Genomic DNA, 17,651 nt, shown 5'->3' with positions numbered 1-17,651 from the left:
ATCGAAATCCTGACCGCGCCGACGCGTCGTCGGCAAGGCACCGCCCCCGCAAAACTCGCCATCCTGCAGTCAGCGCGAGCCCCGGGCGCCTCGCTGTGCGCCGTCGCGCGGCAGCCCGGCGGCACGGCGTCACCCTGCCTCGTGTTCACGGACCGCGGTACATGCGCCGGTCACCGCGGCCGCGTCCTCGCCCGGCGTGAGCGCTTTGCGTCGCTCAGGCGCTCTGCACCCGTGACCGGCAAAACGGCCGCCGACATAGGACCCGTCGTGCAAGGCGCCCCCCGGGGTGGGCCGCTCCCGAGCCGCACGCCGGGCATCGGACACAGCACCGCCGCCCGCGAACCGGCGCGCACCGGCGCCCCGCCGGGGCTTAATGCGCCGGGTCCGCGGGCGCGTCGTCCTCGAAGGTGCGAAAGCGCCAGCCAAACCAGACGGCCAACATACGGATCCCAAACCCCACCCCGCAGGCGAGCGCGGTGGCGATGCCGTTCGCCACCCCCCAATGCAATAGCGCAACGTACAGGGTGCCGCCGATACAGGCGACGCCGGCATACATTTCGCGGCGAAGTACGAGCGGCACCTGACCGCACAGCAAGTCGCGCATCACGCCCCCGCCGATGCCCGAGATCACCCCGGAGACGACCACGATCACGGGACTGTGCGTCATGGTCATGGCAATATCACAGCCCAGGACCGTAAAGGCGGCCAACCCCACGGCGTCGACGGTAATAAACGTCGCCCGCAAGCGATGCACGTGGCGGGCGATCAGTGAGGTCAGCGTCGCGGCGCCCAACGTGATCAGGAGATACTCGGGGTGGGCGATCCAGCCCAACGGGTGCCGTCCGAGGAGCACGTCGCGAATCGTGCCGCCGCCGAGCGCCGTGACGGTACCGACGAAGGCCAGACCAAACCGATCCATGCCGCGCTGCATGCCCAAAATCGCGCCTGACATGGCTTCCGTCGTAATGGCGATCAAATAGAGTCCGAAGAAAATCTCAGCCTTCATCGAATACCTCAAATGAATCCGTGGGGGCGGGCAACGGGTCGCGCCGGGGCACGCGCCATGTGCCCGGCCGGAGGCAAGGCGTATGGAGTCTACCGTACGGCAGCCGACGCGGCTCGAGTTTTGGCGTGCATGCGCGCGCGACGCGGGCGAGCACGCGCGACGCGGGCGAGCACGCGCGTGCCGAGTCGCATCCCGCGCAGGCCCGAGGCGTTCAGCCCCGGGGGCCCGGTGGCCGCCCTGGATCGGTGGGAGAGCGCAGCGTGCGTCGCCGCCGGCCGGATGGGCCGCGGGGGCCCGCCACCGGCGAGACGGAGCGTCCTGCGCCGCGCGATCCCCTCATTCCCTCACTCCTTCATCCACCTTCGGCCCGCGTCGTGACGCGCGGCCCGCGCGGCCCGGCGTCGCTCTGGCCCCCGCGGCCCTCGCTTTCACGGGGGCGACGTGCGTTTCACGCGTCACATATTGTTTCCTGAGGCGCGGCGGCGAGGCTTCGGCGCCGACCACGAGGAGCCTCGCCGCCCCCGCATACCGAGCGAGACACGTCCTAAGGAGGCGAAACAGGACCCCGCGTCAGCGCCGAAGTGCGGTCCTCGGCATCGCCTGACGCAGCCCGGCTCGGTTGACCGACTCCGCCCCCCTTCCGCCCCCCATTCCGCCCCCCACTCCGCCCTCTTTACGCTGCAAGGCGTGGGAGCCGGATTGAGAAACGGGCGTCGTGCTCGCGACGCTTTTTTGACACTGCCGGTGTCCGTAAAACGGGTTTCATCACAATTGCGAAAGAAGTGCGCCCGGGCGAGACGGGACGGGACGGGACGGGACGGGACGGGACGGGATGGGATGGGATGGGATGGACGGGAGCGAAGGCTTTTACCATCGTCAACGCATCCATTCGTCGATGCGTCGACGCGTCGATGCGTCGATCGGGTACCGCACGCCGCCCGATGACGAAGCGATATTGCGAGCGACGTGCGTTGCTGCACGGGACAACGACGCCCGGTCAGTGAAAAAAGAACATGCGGCGGATCAGCGGGAGGTTTGGGGCCGAGCACGATCGTGACGGCCACGCGTCATGGCGAGACGGCGCGTGGGCGGGTCGGAATAGACGGGGACCGCGTGGCCCTTCTGGTCTGCCGGCCGGCAACGCTCTATAATGGTGCACTCCCCCCGGGTGCTTGGGGGCTCCTTGCCACCCGGTGCGGCGTTGACCTTGCTGCGCAGGCGCCCATAACGACGCACCCCGTCTGTCCCCACGCGCGGCTCGCGCCGCGCCCCGCCCGGTCACCTCACGCAAGACCCTCTGCGTGTGCGCTTCAGGTGAGCGGCCCGCACGTCGGCTCGGCGACGGAAAAAATATCCTGTACTCCCTCAACAATGATGGATCGCATCGTCGGGCCGCTCACCTGAAGCGCACCGCCACCTGACGCGCGCCGTGCGCGCCGCGGCCGCTGATGAGAGCCCTCGCACGCAAGCGGGCGGCCCCGCGGCACCGACCGGCCGCAGTCGCGAATCCGGCCGGACTCGCGTAACGGCCGGCGTCGCGCGACCGGCCGGGTCGGGGTTCGCCCGGGTGCTTTTTGTGACCCGTTGACCCGCGCCCTCGGCGCTTACACCACAGGGGTTTTCATCTGCGCCGGGGTCGTGGCGCCGAAGTACGTATCTTCGCTCTGCACCGCATCGGGGAACCAGCGCAGCTCCCGCAAGCGGCCCGCGTGTACCGCCACCGCCACAATGCCCTGCGAGGCGAAGTCCGCGCTGGCGCGCAGCGTGGCCGGCACCACCGCCATGCCGCGGTTGATGCTGGGCGCGCCGAAAGCATCGAAGCGAATCTCGCCCGCCCACGCTTGCATCCGGGCCAGTCCCTGGCTGCCGCGAAACACCCCGCTGGTGCGATTGGTGCCCGGCTGCGACCAGACCACCTCGGGCGTGCCGCGTGCGAACAGGCTCGCGAAGTCGCCGCGCGCCAAATCCGCGAGCACCGCCGTGAGCAAGGCCTGCAGGTCGGCGGCGGACATGCCCGGCTCGCTCGCGGCGATGCCCAGCGACGATTCGGCGGTGACGCCGAGAAACTCCAGCACGTTGCGCGCGACGATCTCGCGGTCGTTGTCCACGCACACCATGTGGTAGCTGTCTTCCAACACCACCATGCGGGCACGCCCCGCGTGACCCCGCCCGCCGATGTGCTCCACGAGATAGTGCGCCGAGCGCAGGCTGGTCAGCTCGTCCTCGCGGGCATGCACCACCAGCGTGGGGCAGACAATGCTGTCGAGCCCGCGCATCACCATCGCGCGCAGCCGGTCCACCTCACGGATACAGGCAAGCGGCACCCAACGGTAGTGGAAGTTATCGCCGCGCTTGAACTTGGCCTGAATGATGGCGCGCAACTGCTCGTTCTTGAGACCGTACGGCGCTTCCTCGACGATCTTCATGCGCTCGGCCGCGCCGGGCACGTGGTACAGCAGCCGGCGCACTTCGCGGTACCAGGGCGTGGCCCACCCGTCGATGAACACGGGGGGTGCCAGCGCCACCAGTCGGCCCCTGGCGTGCCGCTCGCGCTTCACAAGCTCCACGGCCAGTAGCGCGCCCATGCACATGCCGACCACGTGCAGCACCTCATGGCGCCCGATCACCTCGTGGTACTTCTGCCGCACCGCGTCAAGCCAGTCCCCGACCCGGACCTGCACCAGATCTTCCGGCCGCGTGCCATGGCCCGGCAGGGTCGGGGAATAAACGGCGAAGCCCGCATGCTTAAGCCGCTTTTGCAGCGAGCCCAGGTCGTACTGCGTGCCCCCCAGCCCGTGAATGAGTAAGACGCCCGGCTCAGTCACGTTCGCCTCCGCCGCGCACACTCGCCACCGGCTGCAACAGGCCGGCGATGCGCTCCACCGTGCCGTCGGGGCCTTCCACGCCGGCGAGTTGCACCTGCACTGTCAGTACCCGCGCGCCCAGCTTGGCCGTGTAACAGCTCTGATACGACGACTGCTCGCCCTGGGCGATGGCGTGCCACGCGGCTTGAGCGCGCCCGCGCTCGGACGCCTCGAGACAGGCGTGCCAGTCCCCCACGTGGGAGAACTGCAGCACTTCGCGGCCCAGCACCCGCGCCGCCTGCTCGCCCCAGAATGCCGCGCCCGTGACGGCGTCAAACTCCACGCTGACCGCGCCGATCGCGCCGAGAATGCGCTCGTAACGCAAGCGCCAGTCAAGCGCCTGGGCACGCGCCTCGCGCTGCGCCTCCGACAGCCCGCGCGCCACCAGCATCAGCGCCGCCCATACCGCCACATAGGCCTGGACTTCGATCACCGCCTCGCCGGCAAAACTGTCGGCCACCGCGAAGGGTCCGCCCCCGCCCGCGGTTAAGCCGATAACCAGCAGCGCGCCGGCGAGCATCGCCAGCGCCCCACCGCGCGGCCCCCACACCATGGCGGCCAGCAACAGGAACGGCATCGGCAAATAGTCGAGGCTGGCCGCAACCGTCCCGAAACGCTGCTCCACCCCTTGGCCGAAAACCACCGTGGCAATCGCCGCAAACGCCAGGAACGCGATCGCCCCCGCGCCGAACTGCGCCATCGGCATGCCCCCCGAGCGCTTGAGGCGAAAGCCCTGGAAGACGGCGATCACCGGCGTGACCAGCAGGATGCCCACCGCGGTCGAAAAAGCCCAAGCGCACCACTCCTCACCGTAGCGTACGTCGGGCTGCTGCCAGCGCCAGAATTCCGCGATCAGCGTGGCCCCCAGCCCGGCGGTGAGCGCCGCGCCGGCGATCAACCAGCCGGCCGCGCTGAGCGCGCGTGCCGGCGCGCGGCTCCCGCGCTCGGCACGCTGAGCGACCCAGACGCCCGCGGCAATGCTGGCCACTTCGATGAGCGCAAACACGAGGCCCGCGCCCGCGTTGAGCCCGTGCCCGACCCGCCCCCACGCATAGCTCGCCACGGTCGCGCCCAGCAGTACCGCACCGCGCCGGGGCGCGCGCACCACCAACAGCACACCGTACACCACCCCGGCGGCCAGCCAGACCGGCACGCTTTGCGTACCGGCACGCGCCAGGCTCTCGCTGAGCAGTGCCACCAGCCAGTAAGCGAGGGCGACTGCGCCGGCAGTGCGCAAAAAAATGAATGTCTTACCCGGCATCGGGGAATCCTTTGCGATGAGTTAGGTTGATACAACACATTGTCGCGCGCGGCCCGCCCCCCCGGCACCGCGCCGGGCGCCCTGCCCCCCACATGGCCGACGCCCATGCGCCGAGGTCGCCTCGCGCACAACGCGAAGCGCGGCGTCCGTGATATTAAGACCGCACCGCTGCGGCTGCCTACCACGGCAAGCGTGTGAGAGACTTTTCACCGCCCGCGATCGCTTTTTCGGGGGCCCTGCGGTCGGGCGGGCTGCACGTGCGCCCCGAGAGGAAGCGACGGTGCCCGCCCGTAACGCCCGGCCCTGAAGCTCCGATGGCGCCCCGAGCCCCCATGGCGGGATGTCGGCGGCCGCCGAACGGTAAAGACACGCGGATATTTCTGACAGCGGGTACCGGCGAAAACCAACCGGGGGGTTGGCGCGTTGCGGCATTGTCATGGGGCGGCGCCGGCGTCACGACCGAAGTCCGTAAAAAATATTGGGGCAGTCGCCGTCGTATGGCGCACAGCACGCGAAATCACCCCTTTCGTCCCTTTCACCCCCCTCGCCGTTTTTTTATCGGTGTGAGAGCGCTGATGGTATCCGATCAACACCTGAGTTGCACAGCGCGCGTGGTTGGCCGGTCGGCGGCAGAAGGTGCGGTGGCGGCGGCAAACGCCGTATCGGCAGGTGTTTATGGGCGAAACGGACGGGCAAACGAAGGGGTCGCTCGATCCGTCGCGCCTGCCACGCCGGCCGGTGCGCTTGCTCCGCCGTTCGATCGTGCGGCACGCGATGAGGATGCCGTCGCGCCGCAATTGCTTGGCGACCGTTTCTGCGCAGCCCCGGCGATTGTCTTGCCCCTGCGCGTCGCAGCTTATCCTTGCGCATCCGGGCGCGCCGGGCCCGCGGCGGCACCGAGCCGGCGGCAACGCGACGGGCCACGCGCTTGACGTACGCGGAGGGCGCGCTCGGGCGCACGATGCGGAACGCGCTCGACTCGTAGACGTGCCGGTGATCGCCAGCAACGTTGCGCATCACTTCGATCGGCGCTCGAGCTCCGTCTGTGCGAACTCGGCTGACGCTTTGCGCAGGATTTCGTTGACCTGCCGAAGCTCGCACAGCTCGCGCTCCAACGCGTGGATGCGTTCCTGCAGCTGCGTGCTCGTGCCGGGACGCAAACTCCGGACCCGCGCTTCCGTGCGCACCCAGCTACGCAGCGTCTGGCCCGAGCAGCCCACCTTCGCGGCTATCGCGGCGATCACTTTCCACCGCGACTCACGCTCGCCTTGATGTTCCAGCACCATTTGCACCGCACGCTCACGCACTTCCGGCGAGAACCTCAGGGTCTTCTTTTTGGTGGTGTCCATAGCTCCCTTCTCTCCCCTCTCTCAAGATTGGGCGGCGGCGCAAAACCCGGGGCGCTTCAAATCTTGTCGTACCCGGGGGCTTGACGGCGCCCTGTGACGAAGACCGATAAAAAGCGCTCCCCGCACGGCCGCCGTCGTCCCATGTCGCAACAGTGCGCGACCCAAGCCTTGGGTTTTCCTTAACGGGTTCAAAGGACGACGGCATAGTGTCACGCCGGGTGCCGCACGCCGGCCGGCGACAGGCGGGGCACGATCGCCGTTAGCCTCACGCAACTGTCGGCAGCCGCGTCAACGACAACGGGTTCACGCGCCGTGCGACCCGGCATGCGGCACCCGTAAAACCGTTTCTCGGACAAGCACCCGCGATGCCGACAAATACCATCATCCGCCGCGCCCCCCTTTCGTATTTCGGCGCGAAACATGCGGAAAATGGAACACGCCGTGCATCGCTGTCACGCAGGTGGACACCGGCGACGTTGCTGGGTAACGTCGTCATGGCGGCGCGCGATAAAAGAAATTGGATCCTGCGCGGCGGTCGCCACGAGTGGAGGTAGGCCCGGCGTCGGCCGGCGCTTTTTTGGCACGCGCCGTACCGCCGGGTTCAACGTCCGTCTGCGACCCGATTCGTCAGCACGTGGGGGCCTCACCGGCGGCTGGGCATAAGGCCTGCACGCGCCGCACCGCCCATCAAGGAGAAATCATGAATCCATTTCCCGCGCAAGGTCTGGAGCCGAGCCAGGACCAGATCATGCGGCACCTGGCGCGCTCCAATGAAGTGGCGCGTCGAGCGGTATCGCTGGGGCATCACCCGTTTGGGGCCGTCTTAGTCGGGCCCGACCAGGAAACGGTGCTGCTCGAGCAGTGCAACATCGACACCGTGAACCACGCCGAAGCCACCCTGGCGCGCGTCGCCGCAACCAATTTCACGGCCGAATTTCTGTGGGGCTGCACCCTCTACACGACGGTTGAGCCATGCTGCATGTGCGCCGCCACGGCGTATTGGGCGAATATTGGGCGCATCGTGTTCGGCATGACCGAGGCGTCGCTGCTTGAGCAGACGGGTGCGCACGCGGAGAATCCGACCATGAACCTGCCGTGCCGGCACGTCTTCGCCTGCGGCCAGAAGGCGGTTCAGGTGATCGGTCCGGTGTCCGCAATAGCGGAGCAGGCAGCCGCGGTGCAGCGCGAGTTCTGGGCAACTCGCTGACACGCTCGGCGCGCCGGCCCCCGAAGGCGGCGCGAAGCGACGCGCGGGGCGTCACACGGGCCGTCCAAACCCGGCTGTCCACGCGTGCGTCGCCGAAAGCGGCTGGCTGGCGGGCCGGCGGGCACGCGGCCGTCCCGCTGTCACCGACGCGGACGGCTTCCCCGGGGCACGACGTGGCAAGCCAACGGGCAGACCCGACGACCTTCAGCCCAACACTGCCTGCGTTCGACGTGTGCATTGACCGAAGTCGATACCGGGAACGCGCCCCTCACCCATGGCACCACGGAACCTTGGAACCGCGGAACCTCGGAACAAACCGACCGGATCTTCCGCTTCGCTTGCGCGTGCGGTCCGGCGCGCGAATCAGCGCCTCTCGGAGCTCAGGTTCGGATCGTCCGGAGGGCCTTAAACGGGGGCTGGCCTTGTTGCGACACGAAGCCGATTGAGAGACCCGATGAACTCAAACGCCGCATCATCGTTGAACCCGCTGTCATCGCCCGGCAAGATGGTTCTGCTCGGACTGCAGCACGTACTCGTCATGTCGGCCTCGGCGGTCGCGTTCCCGCGCCTCATCGGAGAAGCGCTGCGTCTGCCCGCCGACCAAATCGCCGGTATGATCAGCGCCGCCTTGTTGGTCGGCGGGCTGATCACGTTGGTCCAGTCACTTGGAGTGGGGCGCTTCGGTATTCGACTGCCGGTGATGATGGGCGTCTCATTTGCCGGCAGTGGCGCCATGCTCGCCATCGGCAGCGATCCCAACCTGGGGCTCGCCGGCGTCTTTGGCGCGATGCTGGTCTCGGGCCTGCTGTGCATCGTGCTGGCGCCGTTGCTGGGACGTCTGAGGTATCTGTTTCCGCCTGTCGTCATCGGCAGCATTCTGCTCACCATCGGAATGTCGTTGCTCGATATCAGCGCGCACTGGATGGCGGGGGGCGCCGGCGTGACGGATTTCGGTAGCCCGACCTATCTCTGCGTTGCCTTCGGTGTGTTGTTGGTGGTGATGGCGCTACTGAAGTTCGGCCGTGGGTTTGTCAGGAATGTTGCCATTCTGATCGGACTCGCGGCGGGCATGATCGTGTGTGTGGCGCGGGGGCTGGCCACCTTGGACGGCGTAGCGCAAGCGCCGTGGCTGGAGATCGTGCGGCCGTTCCATCTGGCGGGCCTCAAATTCGAGCCGTGGTCCATCGTGGCGATGTGCGTTGTGATGCTGGTCAATACGGTGGAAACGGCGGGGGTGTTCATGGCGCTGGGTGAACTGACGGGGGTCGAGGTGAGGCGGCGGGACATCGTCAGGGGCTTCCGTGCTGACGGACTCGGTACGGCACTGGCGGCAGTCTTTAACGTGTTTCCCTACACGACCTATGCCGAGAACGTCGGGTTGCTCGTTGCGACGGGGGTTCGAAGCCGATTCGTCACGGCCACGGCGGCCGGGATCCTGGTGGTGCTGGCGCTGTTTCCGAAGCTCGCAGCCGTCATCGCCGCGGTGCCTGTGTATGTATTGGGTTCGGTAAGCATGATCACGTTCGGCATGATTTGCGTGGCCGCAATCCGCGTCCTCGCGAAGGTGGACTACGAACGCAATACCGCCAACGCCTGGATTGTGGCGGTCAGCGTCGGCATCGGAATGACGCCTGCGTTTGCTCCAAAGTTCTTCCAATTTTTCCCGCCGAGTCTTGCGCCGTTGCTGCACAGCGGCGTGGTTCTCGCCGCCCTGGTGGCGGTGTCGCTTAACGGGGTGCTCAACGCTCGCCGAAGCGACACGCAGGACACCCAGAATACGCAGAATACGCAGGACACGCAGATGTCTTGACGGCGGGATGAACCGGTGCGCAAATCGCGCCAGCCGGCAGGGTGAGGCGCGGCTGACGGAACCGCGCGTCGGGTTGGGCGCAGCGATGGGCGAGTCTCGCGCGTGCGGCGCTCCCCGCGTGTGCCTCACGCAAGTCAAGCGCGCGCAGCCGGGCGGACAGGGCGGACAGGGCAGACCTGGCGCCGGGGGCCGCGGCGGACCCGGGGCGGGAAATCGACGGCGCGCGCCGTGGCTCGGGTGATTGACGTGCCCCCCGAACGGCCCCTTTGAGGGGGGAGTTTTCATCGGAAATCGACTGACGTCATGCAATGACCCGCTTGACCTTTGCGCCGGAGACGCCAAGGGGATCACGGGGCCATGCGAACCAAGTGCAGGCACAGGCAGGCGCGCGAGACGGCGTCGCGGCGAACGCTTGATGGGCCACAACCCGGGAGGGGCTCTTCCCCGGCACGTGCGCCATGGCACACGGCAAGGGGTTGTTTGCCGGCTCGGCGCGGGCGGGCCGGCGCGGGGCGGCGATCATGAGGTGGATCCGCGCGCGACAACTGAACCGCTCCAATCCCTACGTCTATTTGACGCACGCGCGCACGCACGCGTCGGCCGACGCAAACAGCCGGTGAGATCGAACGGTTGCCGCCGCATCGTCGGACGTCGGCGCCCCTTAATCGCCGGCCCTCGCCAGGGGGGTGGGTTTGCCGGGGGGCTTACGGCCCGGTGAAGCGCGCGCCAGTGCGGATGTGCGCGGCGAAGCGCGGCTGCCGATGGACGCCGCACGATTGAGCGACACGCGCCATCTCACGGGCGAGCGTCACTGACGGTGCCGCGGGAGCGCCCGGGCGCGATTCGCGGGCGCGCCCGGACAATCCCGTCACGCGCCGACGCAAGGTGGCGCGGGGCGGGCGCGGCGGGTCCGCGCCATATCCCGCCCGTGTCGCCGGCGGCGAGCGACGCGGCCCGCCGCTCTCGCGTGCCCGCTGCCCGGCCGACAGTCGCGCGTCCCGGGGCCGACGAACTCGGCCCCCCACAGGGGCCGACACGCCGGCACCGACCGGAGCGCGCGCAGGCGCACGGCGCGCCGGCGTGCACACGGGGTGCGCGGCGCGGGCACGGCCGTGTCGGGCACCCATGCCGGATCACAGCCAGCGATCCGGCGCGACAAAGCCGTCCGCCGCCCGCGCCCGATCGAGCAGGGCCTGGTAGTAGCGCTGGCCGTCCTCGATGGCGAGCAGCGCATCGGTCAGCGCGTTGAGGAAGTCAGTGGAGGTGGGCTCGGGAGGCAGGGCGGCATGCGGTCGGTAGCGGTTCAAATAGTAGCGGGCCACGGCGGCGAAGCCATTGGGCACCGCCAGGATCGACTCGGACTGACCGCAGCGCCGCAACAGGTGATTCAATATAATCTGGGTCCAAATGCGGTTGTTCGCATCGGTGAAGGGATGCGCATTGACCATTTCCGCCACGAACCCGGCGATCAGCGCCATTTGCGTTCGCGCGGGGAACAACGCCAACCTGGCGATCCGGAATTTTTTGAGCTTGTGCTCAAATAAGTTGCGGATATGCCTTTCGTCCCGATAGCAGGTCACGACGAAAGGGGCGGTGCCCGTGTCGAAGGTGCGTATCTTGATCCGCCGGGGCGCGGGGTCGCCCGGGGGCGGGTGGGAACACGCGGCGAAATCATCGGGCAGGCGATGCCCGGGGAAATAGGCCTCTGCGTAGCCGGGGCCATGCTTGGCAAAATGCGCGATGCGGCGTGTCGCGCTCACGTAACGCAGCCGTGTCGCCGCCCCCTCAAACAAGCGCGCCAATGCGTCGGCGTCCGCCAGGGTGCTCGGCTGGGTGTCCAGCCGCTTAAGAAAGCGCTCTTTCTGGGCGGCGTCGGCGTCAGTCCTGAACGCATGCACGCTGACGTTACCCAACTTCGTCTTGAGCAGCAGCTGTTGGTGCGTGTGATCAAACTGAATGCTGTCGTTCGCGCATTGTTCCAGGTGATGTTGCCGCGCCGCCTCATCAGGCGGGTCGACGCGCGTCACCACGAACGCGTCCACCGGAATGCACATCCGCGTATGCGGTGCCACCAGGGCATACAACCGCTTCACGCATTCGAACCGCGTGATGTCAAAGAGGGGGGATTCCACATAGTTCATACCCGCGAAAAACCCGGCCACGTAGCCCGGCTCATCCTCAAACATGTCCGCGTTGTAGGCACGGTAATCGAGATCAAAGAAAGCCATTCCCGAGTCGATGAGCAGCGGGACCCCGAAGGGCCCCAAGACGGCCACCGCTTCCGGGACCGGTTGCCCCGCGACCGGCGAGGTGAGGGAGCGCTCCCAGGGCACCTCGGGGGCCGCTGACCGACTCGCACTGTCGACCCCCCGTCCAAGGGATTTCCTACCCGCCGGCCATTGGCCCAGATGGCCCAGTCCGGCGTCAACGGGGCGCTCGGTGTCGCGCTCGCCAAGGCGATCGGCCTCGGGGGGGACTACGCCGAAGATCAGCGGTATCACGAAGGGGCCCAGGTCGGCCGGCGACGTCGGCACCCGTAGCCCGGCGCTCGGCCGCCCCGCGATGGCCAGTGCCTCGGGCGTCAGGGGCGCCACCTCGGGCCCCTGGGGGAGCGGCACAAAGTACTCACTGGCGGGGCCCACCAGTCCGAGGTGGCGCCGAAACGCCTCGGTATTGGTGTTCTCGAACCGGTTATCCTCAAGGGACAGCGCGTTGGGGTGGCGCGCCGTGGTCTGGTCGACCGCGAGGCGCGTCATCTTGGCGCAAATTCCGCGGGGCTGAATCGTTGGCATGTGGGGTCACCTTCGTAAAGAAATTCGCCGTCGGGCCATGGTTGCCCTCGGCGCGACGGCACGCGTTTCGGTAGGCGCAGGTGGCTCAGTTGACGCCACGACACGGCGGCCATTGCAGGAAACGATGCCGCTTACGCTGCCCTGCGGGCGAAGCAGGCCCATGGCCCGGTCGTGAAAGCTTGGGCGCGCACCGTGCATCCGTGCATCCGTGCGTCCGCGCTAGCGTGAATCGGCGCTTCTGCATGGCTTCCGGTGCTCCGTGGGAAGCCGTTCTCTCACGTTTCGACGGGCCCGAACATCGCCGGGCGGGTCGAATTCCCTGCGGACCGGCGGGCCGCGCGGCCTGCTTCCATGGGCCGGCCGGCGGCGTGCCGCCGGAACCGGTGGAGCTTTGGCGGAACCCGCCGGCCATCCGGGCGGCGTCCGCACCGGCCGCGTTTAACGGGGGGCGCGACCCCACCGCAACGCTGCCGGCGCGGCGCCCGGGCGCGCCCGCGTGTCACGCCGCGCACAGCGCCCGGAACGCGATATTCTCGCGCTTGCACGTGTAAGTCAGATACAGCGTGTCGCCCACACCGATCAACGCCGGGTACGAAAATTCGCCCTCGCCGCTTTCGATCTCCAGCACCTCCGTCCAGTGCTCGCCGTTATCGGCCGAAGTACTCAGCGTCAACGGGGAACGCGCGCCCCAGTTGCCTTTTACCGGATTGTGGGCAAGCACCAAGCTCCCTGCGTCCGTTTTGACCAGGTCAATACCGCTGTTGTTGTTCGGCAGCCGCGTCGCATAGGCCTCACACCACGTCCGGCCATGATCGGCGGAGTCAGATCGATAGAGCCGGCCGCGCGTGCTACGCATGAGCATATGCAGCCGGCCCGGCGACGACTCCCACAGCGCGGGCTGAATCACCCCGTCCCACTGCAACACCCGCGTGACATCCTTGTGCCAGAAGACCCCGCGATGCAGTCCCGGCCACCGTGCCGCCGCCCGGGCCGGGCGGCTGCGCCGATGGACGAGCGGCACCGGCGAGAGGCTCCAGCTCCGCCCCTCGTCAGACGAGCGGTCCACGAACGCGTCCCAATGCCCGTCGGTTTCAATCGACCCCGGCGCGACCCAGAGACCCGCTGTCGTGATCAGGAGTTTGTTCTTGGCGGGCCCCCGCGGCAGAGGATCCCCCGGAACCAGCTCGCGCGGCACACTCCATGTGCGGCCAAGATCGCCGGACCTGACGCAGTGGGTGCGCCACGTATGGACACTGGCCCCCGTCTTGAAAAACAACCACACCTCTGTTTGGAAACGAAACAGGACCGGGTTCCAGTGCGCGGCGTTATCGCTCGCCACCACCCGCCGCGGCGCGAGCCACTGGCCGTCATGTCGCCGATTCAGCCAAATCGCGGTACCCGGCCGCCCTTCCCCCGGCCCGGCAAACCAAGCCGCCAGAAGATCGCCGTCGGGCAACGCGATGAGCGTTGAGGCATGGCATTGTTGCGTCCCGGCAGCGTGAGCCGGCATCAGAAAGTCGCGCTGGATCACTCTCATTTTTCAGCCCCCCCGGGTCTACTTTGGGTGAAACGCGTCAAACCACGGACCGGTCCCGGCCCGGCCGGGGGCAAGACGCCGTGGGCGGCGCGCTGATCGCGCCCACCGCTTGGGAAATCGCGACGAGGCAGTGCGATTTGCGGAACACGGGCCGCCGCCGGGGCAGGACGCTCGCGTCGCGTGCACGCCCCGAGCGCGCCGCGCGCAGGCCCGCGCATATACGCCGCGACCCGGGGGCTATTTTTATCGCATGACGCCCGCGATTTCCGTCGAAATCATGTCGCGACGCCCGATTTATGTCACGACACGTGGCGTGGCGGCGGGGGCTCATGCGCCTCACGCCCGCCCCGCCCCCTCGCACGGACGGGCCGACCGTGCGCGCCGGGCCCGCCCCGCCCTCACCGTTTCAGCCCTGCCGGCGGTGAGCGGTGCGCGCCGCGCGAATGTCGTTCATCGCCCGCTCTGAGACGGGGGCCGGGTGTTTTTCAAGACATCGTGATCGTCAGCATCGGTCTGCGACCATCCGTCCAATCAGACGGGCGTTGATATCGCGAGAGAAAGGGAATGGCTCGCACGACAGTCCGCCGTCTATCGTGGCGTCGGGCCTGGCAACACCCCGACGCGTCGCTGCGCAAGCCATGCAAGCCAACCGCGCACCGGTCCGCCGCGGCGTAAGCCCATGCCGCCGGCATCGACGCTCGGGCGCTGCGCCACCGGGTCCACGCCGCCACCCCGTGGGCGAATACCGAGCACCGCGCCACCAAGGGCGAGTTGACGGACACGTGTCTTGCCTTCAATCCCATGCGCCGCATCGATTTGGGCACCGAAGGGGCATCGTCAAAGGCCGCCGAAGACACCGGCTCTGCCACCGTAATGGCGACGGGGTCGATGCCCGGTATTTTGCACTTCATTTCTCCTCGTCCGCCGGCGATCGTCAGGGGGCAAACAATCCGGTAAGGCGAAGGGAAGTCCGTGCGCATCCCCGAACCGGCGCCACGTTCGCCCAACCGGCGGCTGCGTAGCTCCCGGCGCGCCCTGGGAGTGCGCCAGCGCGTGTCAGACGCCCGCAAGCGCACCCGATGCCTCGTGTGGCACCGTCGCCCCGCGACCCGGTACCGGCGCCGCCGACGCCGGGGTTCGTTCGGCCGCGGCCGAGAGCACCGGCGTATGCGGCGGCTTTCTCGACGCGGCGAGCCGGGCGCTATGCCGCCCGACACGGGCACGGGCTACCACCGCATATCGGGTGACGCGCCCGACAGCCGCTCGCGGCTCGCACGGTTGCGCCGACCGGTCCGGGCCTAAGGGTGAGCTGCGCGCCGAAACGCCGGAAGGCGCCCGGACGCTTCTCGCGAGGCGCGAAGAGCGACAACGCACCGGCCCCGGGACGTTGCAGCCATCGTGCAGGCGCCGGTGGCCGTTTCACAAGGCTCCCGGGGGCCGGGCTGACGTTCAGCGGCCCCCGGCCCTGCGTGATTGCCCCCCGCAGCGAGGCTGCCCGTCGCGCCACGCCGGCGAGGCGCGCGCGCGCCGCTCGCTTCGCCGGGCTGCGCGCGTCGCGCAGCGCATCGAGTCGGCCCCCCCACCCCGCGGTGCAATCATGTGCGGGGCCGATAGACCAAGAGTTTAACAGGTCAACCGCGTCTCGGCCGGGCGCGCCGCATGACGGTGCGCTTCATCAAGCTGCCCGGCATCACGTTGCGCGTCCTCGGGCTGTGGGGCGCCCTCAAACACGGGGCTCAGCACAACGGTCGCGGTGACGTTGGTATTGGTGAAATGAAATGCCATTAACTGGCGCACGGTGCCCTCGTTGATTTTCTCGCAGCCGCGCGCCTGAACGTACACCGAGACCATGTAGTCCAGTTCGTTTGCGACCGTGTCAAACAGGCGATCCAGCGCGTCGTCGGTGCAAGCGGCCCCATCCATTTCCAGGCGGAGGGTCCGCAGCCACGGCATGTTGCGCAACGCCTCGTCCAGCGCCATGACAACGGCGTCATCCATCAGCACATTGGCATTGGTGCGAATCACCAGTGTCTCAAGTAACGTGAGCGCACTCAATTTGCGAAATATATGACGGGATAATGAATTATTTGCCCCGATCTCCCTGATTGACGAGATGTCCAGGGAAAGCGATTTCAGCGTCCGGGCACTTCCGATCCACGCAAACAGGTCGACAATGTTCCTCATCGAATAGGGCATGCCCTTGACTTCAAGCGTCAATTGCTCGAGGGCGAGGGGCGGGGCGGCTTGCCACATCGGATCGTTGCCGCCCACGATCGGCGCCTGCGCTTCCGGCGCTTCGTCGCGGTAATCGCGCACGTGCAGCGTCCGCAGCGGCAACTCTGTCCCAAGTTCGAGGGCGCGCGCGGCACTCGCGAATGTGGTTTCCGAGACGCCAAATTCGAGTCTGACACTCCCGAGCGCCGACAGGCTCTGCACCGCTTCGCACAGGTCGGCAATGGCGGCGTCGTTGACCTGCATATCGTCGTCGAGGAAATTATTCATGTAGATATGCAGCTCCTCAAGCGAGGACATCTTCGCAAGCGAGCGCCATGCCTCGCGCAATTCCACATTATTTTTGCCAAATCCATGGCTTTCCGAGAGGCTCAGGAAAAACGCTTTGAGCGTTCTCACATGCGATGTTTTATCAAATAGCAGTGCGATGGAGTCTGGCCGGGGAGCGCCCCCCTCGAGGGCGAGCGCGAAGCGCTCGAGCGAAGGCAGGTGATGCAAGGCTGTCACGATTCCATTCACCACTTCCGCGCAAGCGGCGGAATTCTGAACAGATTCCGCATTACTCAGATCCAGGCTCAATATCTTCAGCTTCGGCGCGACTTGGAAAGACGCGATAACCTCAGCCGGATTCACGGGTATCGGCTGCAGTGAATGCTTCGTGACGACCACCTCGTCTGAGCGGCACTCCGGCGTTCCAAAATGCAGATATTCGAGTTCCGTGCCGTGACGGCGCATCTCCTCTTTGATCACCTCGAGCTGTGCCTTCGTCAGCAGGCGATCGACCACGCGCAGCTCCACCGCCTTCGGCGGAGGCCACATCGTATTCTCTCCCCAACGGTACTCCGTAGGCGGCGTCTCCTCCTCTCGGTCCCCGAGCTCCCGAGGACCCCACGTCAGGTGCAGCGTATGGGGACGATACGCGCCGATTCGGCTCCGATGCACCAGCTCACTCTCGGCGCGATCCAGCGCGCCGTGGCGCGCGACCTCGTGGGTCACTTCACGTGCGCCTGCCCTGAGTTGAAAAGGGCTATGAACGTCGCATATTTGCCCCCGGTGTGAGCTGTTGGGAAAAAACTTGGAAAGAAAGAAGTTCGTTTTCATCATCGCCCCCTGAAACACTGTCAGTGAAAGAGATCCGCGAGATCCGGGTTCGGCGCATCCGTAACGTACCGTTGCGGGTGGCATGACGGCGGTGACCGATAACGTCGTGCCGTGCGCAGCCCGTCGCACTTCGCCGCGCGCGACCGGCGGACCCTGCGCGACGCATAACGCCTTTTTACTGCATGACCCGGCGTATTCCTTTCGCAATCGTGCCGGGAAGCCCGTTTTACGGAAACCGGCGGCGCCGCGTCGGGCGGATTCTCCCGCTCCGCCTGCCCGACCGGGAGGGCATCGCCGTTGCCCGGGGAGGCCGCCGGCGTCCGGGGCGCGAGCGCCGGACACTGCGCTTGCAGCGGCGCGAACTCCCTGCGCGGTTGCCGTGGTTCCGGCAATTGCTCGACGCTCGGCGCGGCAGCGTGATCAGGCAAACCGAGCCCGGTCTGACAGCCATCGCGCCGGGCCGCCCGCTTTTCGGGACGCCCCCGCGGCTTG

The 17,651-nt window shown here is 67.5% G+C and carries 10 protein-coding genes; 3 read left to right on the top strand and 7 right to left on the bottom strand.

Features of this window, described 5'->3' with window-relative positions; genetic code table 11:
* Positions 1–370: 370 nt before the first annotated feature.
* The 4 genes from MB84_RS25575 to MB84_RS25560 all read right to left on the bottom strand — a co-directional run bounded on the left by MB84_RS25575 (position 371) and on the right by MB84_RS25560 (position 6,480).
* Positions 371–1,006, bottom strand: a complete 636-nt coding sequence (locus MB84_RS25575; RefSeq protein WP_052654487.1) for a trimeric intracellular cation channel family protein — start codon at positions 1,004–1,006, stop codon at positions 371–373.
* Positions 1,007–2,610: 1,604 nt separating this feature from the next.
* Positions 2,611–3,831: an alpha/beta hydrolase gene (locus MB84_RS25570; RefSeq protein ID WP_065225872.1), complete on the bottom strand. Its 1,221-nt coding sequence runs from the start codon at positions 3,829–3,831 to the stop codon at positions 2,611–2,613.
* A complete protein-coding gene (locus tag MB84_RS25565; protein WP_052654485.1) occupies positions 3,824–5,131 on the bottom strand; it encodes an MASE1 domain-containing protein in 1,308 nt (435 codons plus the stop codon). The genes MB84_RS25570 and MB84_RS25565 overlap by 8 nt, the downstream gene beginning before the upstream one ends.
* Positions 5,132–6,147: 1,016 nt before the next feature.
* Positions 6,148–6,480: a transposase gene (locus tag MB84_RS25560; protein ID WP_052654483.1), complete on the bottom strand. Its 333-nt coding sequence runs from the start codon at positions 6,478–6,480 to the stop codon at positions 6,148–6,150.
* A gap of 700 nt (positions 6,481–7,180) precedes the next feature.
* Between MB84_RS25560 and MB84_RS25555 the strand changes: the two genes are divergently transcribed.
* From MB84_RS25555 to MB84_RS30205, 3 genes are all read left to right on the top strand, one after another.
* Positions 7,181–7,687 carry a nucleoside deaminase gene (locus MB84_RS25555; protein WP_052654481.1) on the top strand — a complete coding sequence of 169 codons (507 nt, stop codon included), beginning with the start codon at positions 7,181–7,183 and terminating at the stop codon, positions 7,685–7,687.
* A 454-nt stretch (positions 7,688–8,141) separates the two neighbouring features.
* Positions 8,142–9,497 (top strand): nucleobase:cation symporter-2 family protein, encoded by a 1,356-nt coding sequence (locus tag MB84_RS25550; protein ID WP_084010116.1) that lies wholly within the window; start codon positions 8,142–8,144, stop codon positions 9,495–9,497.
* Positions 9,498–9,955: 458 nt separating this feature from the next.
* Entirely contained in the window at positions 9,956–10,117 is a 162-nt protein-coding gene (locus MB84_RS30205) for a hypothetical protein (RefSeq protein ID WP_157122993.1), read from the top strand.
* A 513-nt stretch (positions 10,118–10,630) separates the two neighbouring features.
* On the opposite strand, the gene MB84_RS25540 is transcribed toward MB84_RS30205, so the two are convergent.
* The 3 genes from MB84_RS25540 to MB84_RS25530 form a co-directional block, all read right to left on the bottom strand.
* A complete protein-coding gene (locus MB84_RS25540) occupies positions 10,631–12,289 on the bottom strand; it encodes a hypothetical protein (protein ID WP_052654477.1) in 1,659 nt (552 codons plus the stop codon).
* A 499-nt stretch (positions 12,290–12,788) separates the two neighbouring features.
* A complete protein-coding gene (locus MB84_RS25535; RefSeq protein ID WP_052654475.1) occupies positions 12,789–13,826 on the bottom strand; it encodes a sialidase family protein in 1,038 nt (345 codons plus the stop codon).
* A 1,623-nt stretch (positions 13,827–15,449) separates the two neighbouring features.
* Positions 15,450–17,054: a leucine-rich repeat domain-containing protein gene (locus MB84_RS25530; RefSeq protein ID WP_157122991.1), complete on the bottom strand. Its 1,605-nt coding sequence runs from the start codon at positions 17,052–17,054 to the stop codon at positions 15,450–15,452.
* Positions 17,055–17,651: the final 597 nt, after the last annotated feature.

The organism is Pandoraea oxalativorans (assembly GCF_000972785.3).
GTDB lineage: Bacteria > Pseudomonadota > Gammaproteobacteria > Burkholderiales > Burkholderiaceae > Pandoraea > Pandoraea oxalativorans.
The sequence above is the reverse complement of the archived record's forward strand: the minus strand, read 5'-3'. Positions and strand labels throughout refer to the sequence as shown.

Bases quoted from the DNA above. Each gene is read 5' to 3' on its own strand.
- MB84_RS25540 (WP_052654477.1), bottom strand. From the start codon at position 12,289: ATGCCAACGATTCAGCCCCGCGGAATTTGCGCCAAGATGACGCGCCTC.
- MB84_RS25565 (WP_052654485.1), bottom strand. From the start codon at position 5,131: ATGCCGGGTAAGACATTCATTTTTTTGCGCACTGCCGGCGCAGTCGCC.
- MB84_RS25575 (WP_052654487.1), bottom strand. From the start codon at position 1,006: ATGAAGGCTGAGATTTTCTTCGGACTCTATTTGATCGCCATTACGACG.
- MB84_RS25560 (WP_052654483.1), bottom strand. From the start codon at position 6,480: ATGGACACCACCAAAAAGAAGACCCTGAGGTTCTCGCCGGAAGTGCGT.
- MB84_RS25555 (WP_052654481.1), top strand. From the start codon at position 7,181: ATGAATCCATTTCCCGCGCAAGGTCTGGAGCCGAGCCAGGACCAGATC.
- MB84_RS25535 (WP_052654475.1), bottom strand. From the start codon at position 13,826: ATGAGAGTGATCCAGCGCGACTTTCTGATGCCGGCTCACGCTGCCGGG.
- MB84_RS25550 (WP_084010116.1), top strand. From the start codon at position 8,142: ATGAACTCAAACGCCGCATCATCGTTGAACCCGCTGTCATCGCCCGGC.
- MB84_RS30205 (WP_157122993.1), top strand. From the start codon at position 9,956: ATGGCACACGGCAAGGGGTTGTTTGCCGGCTCGGCGCGGGCGGGCCGG.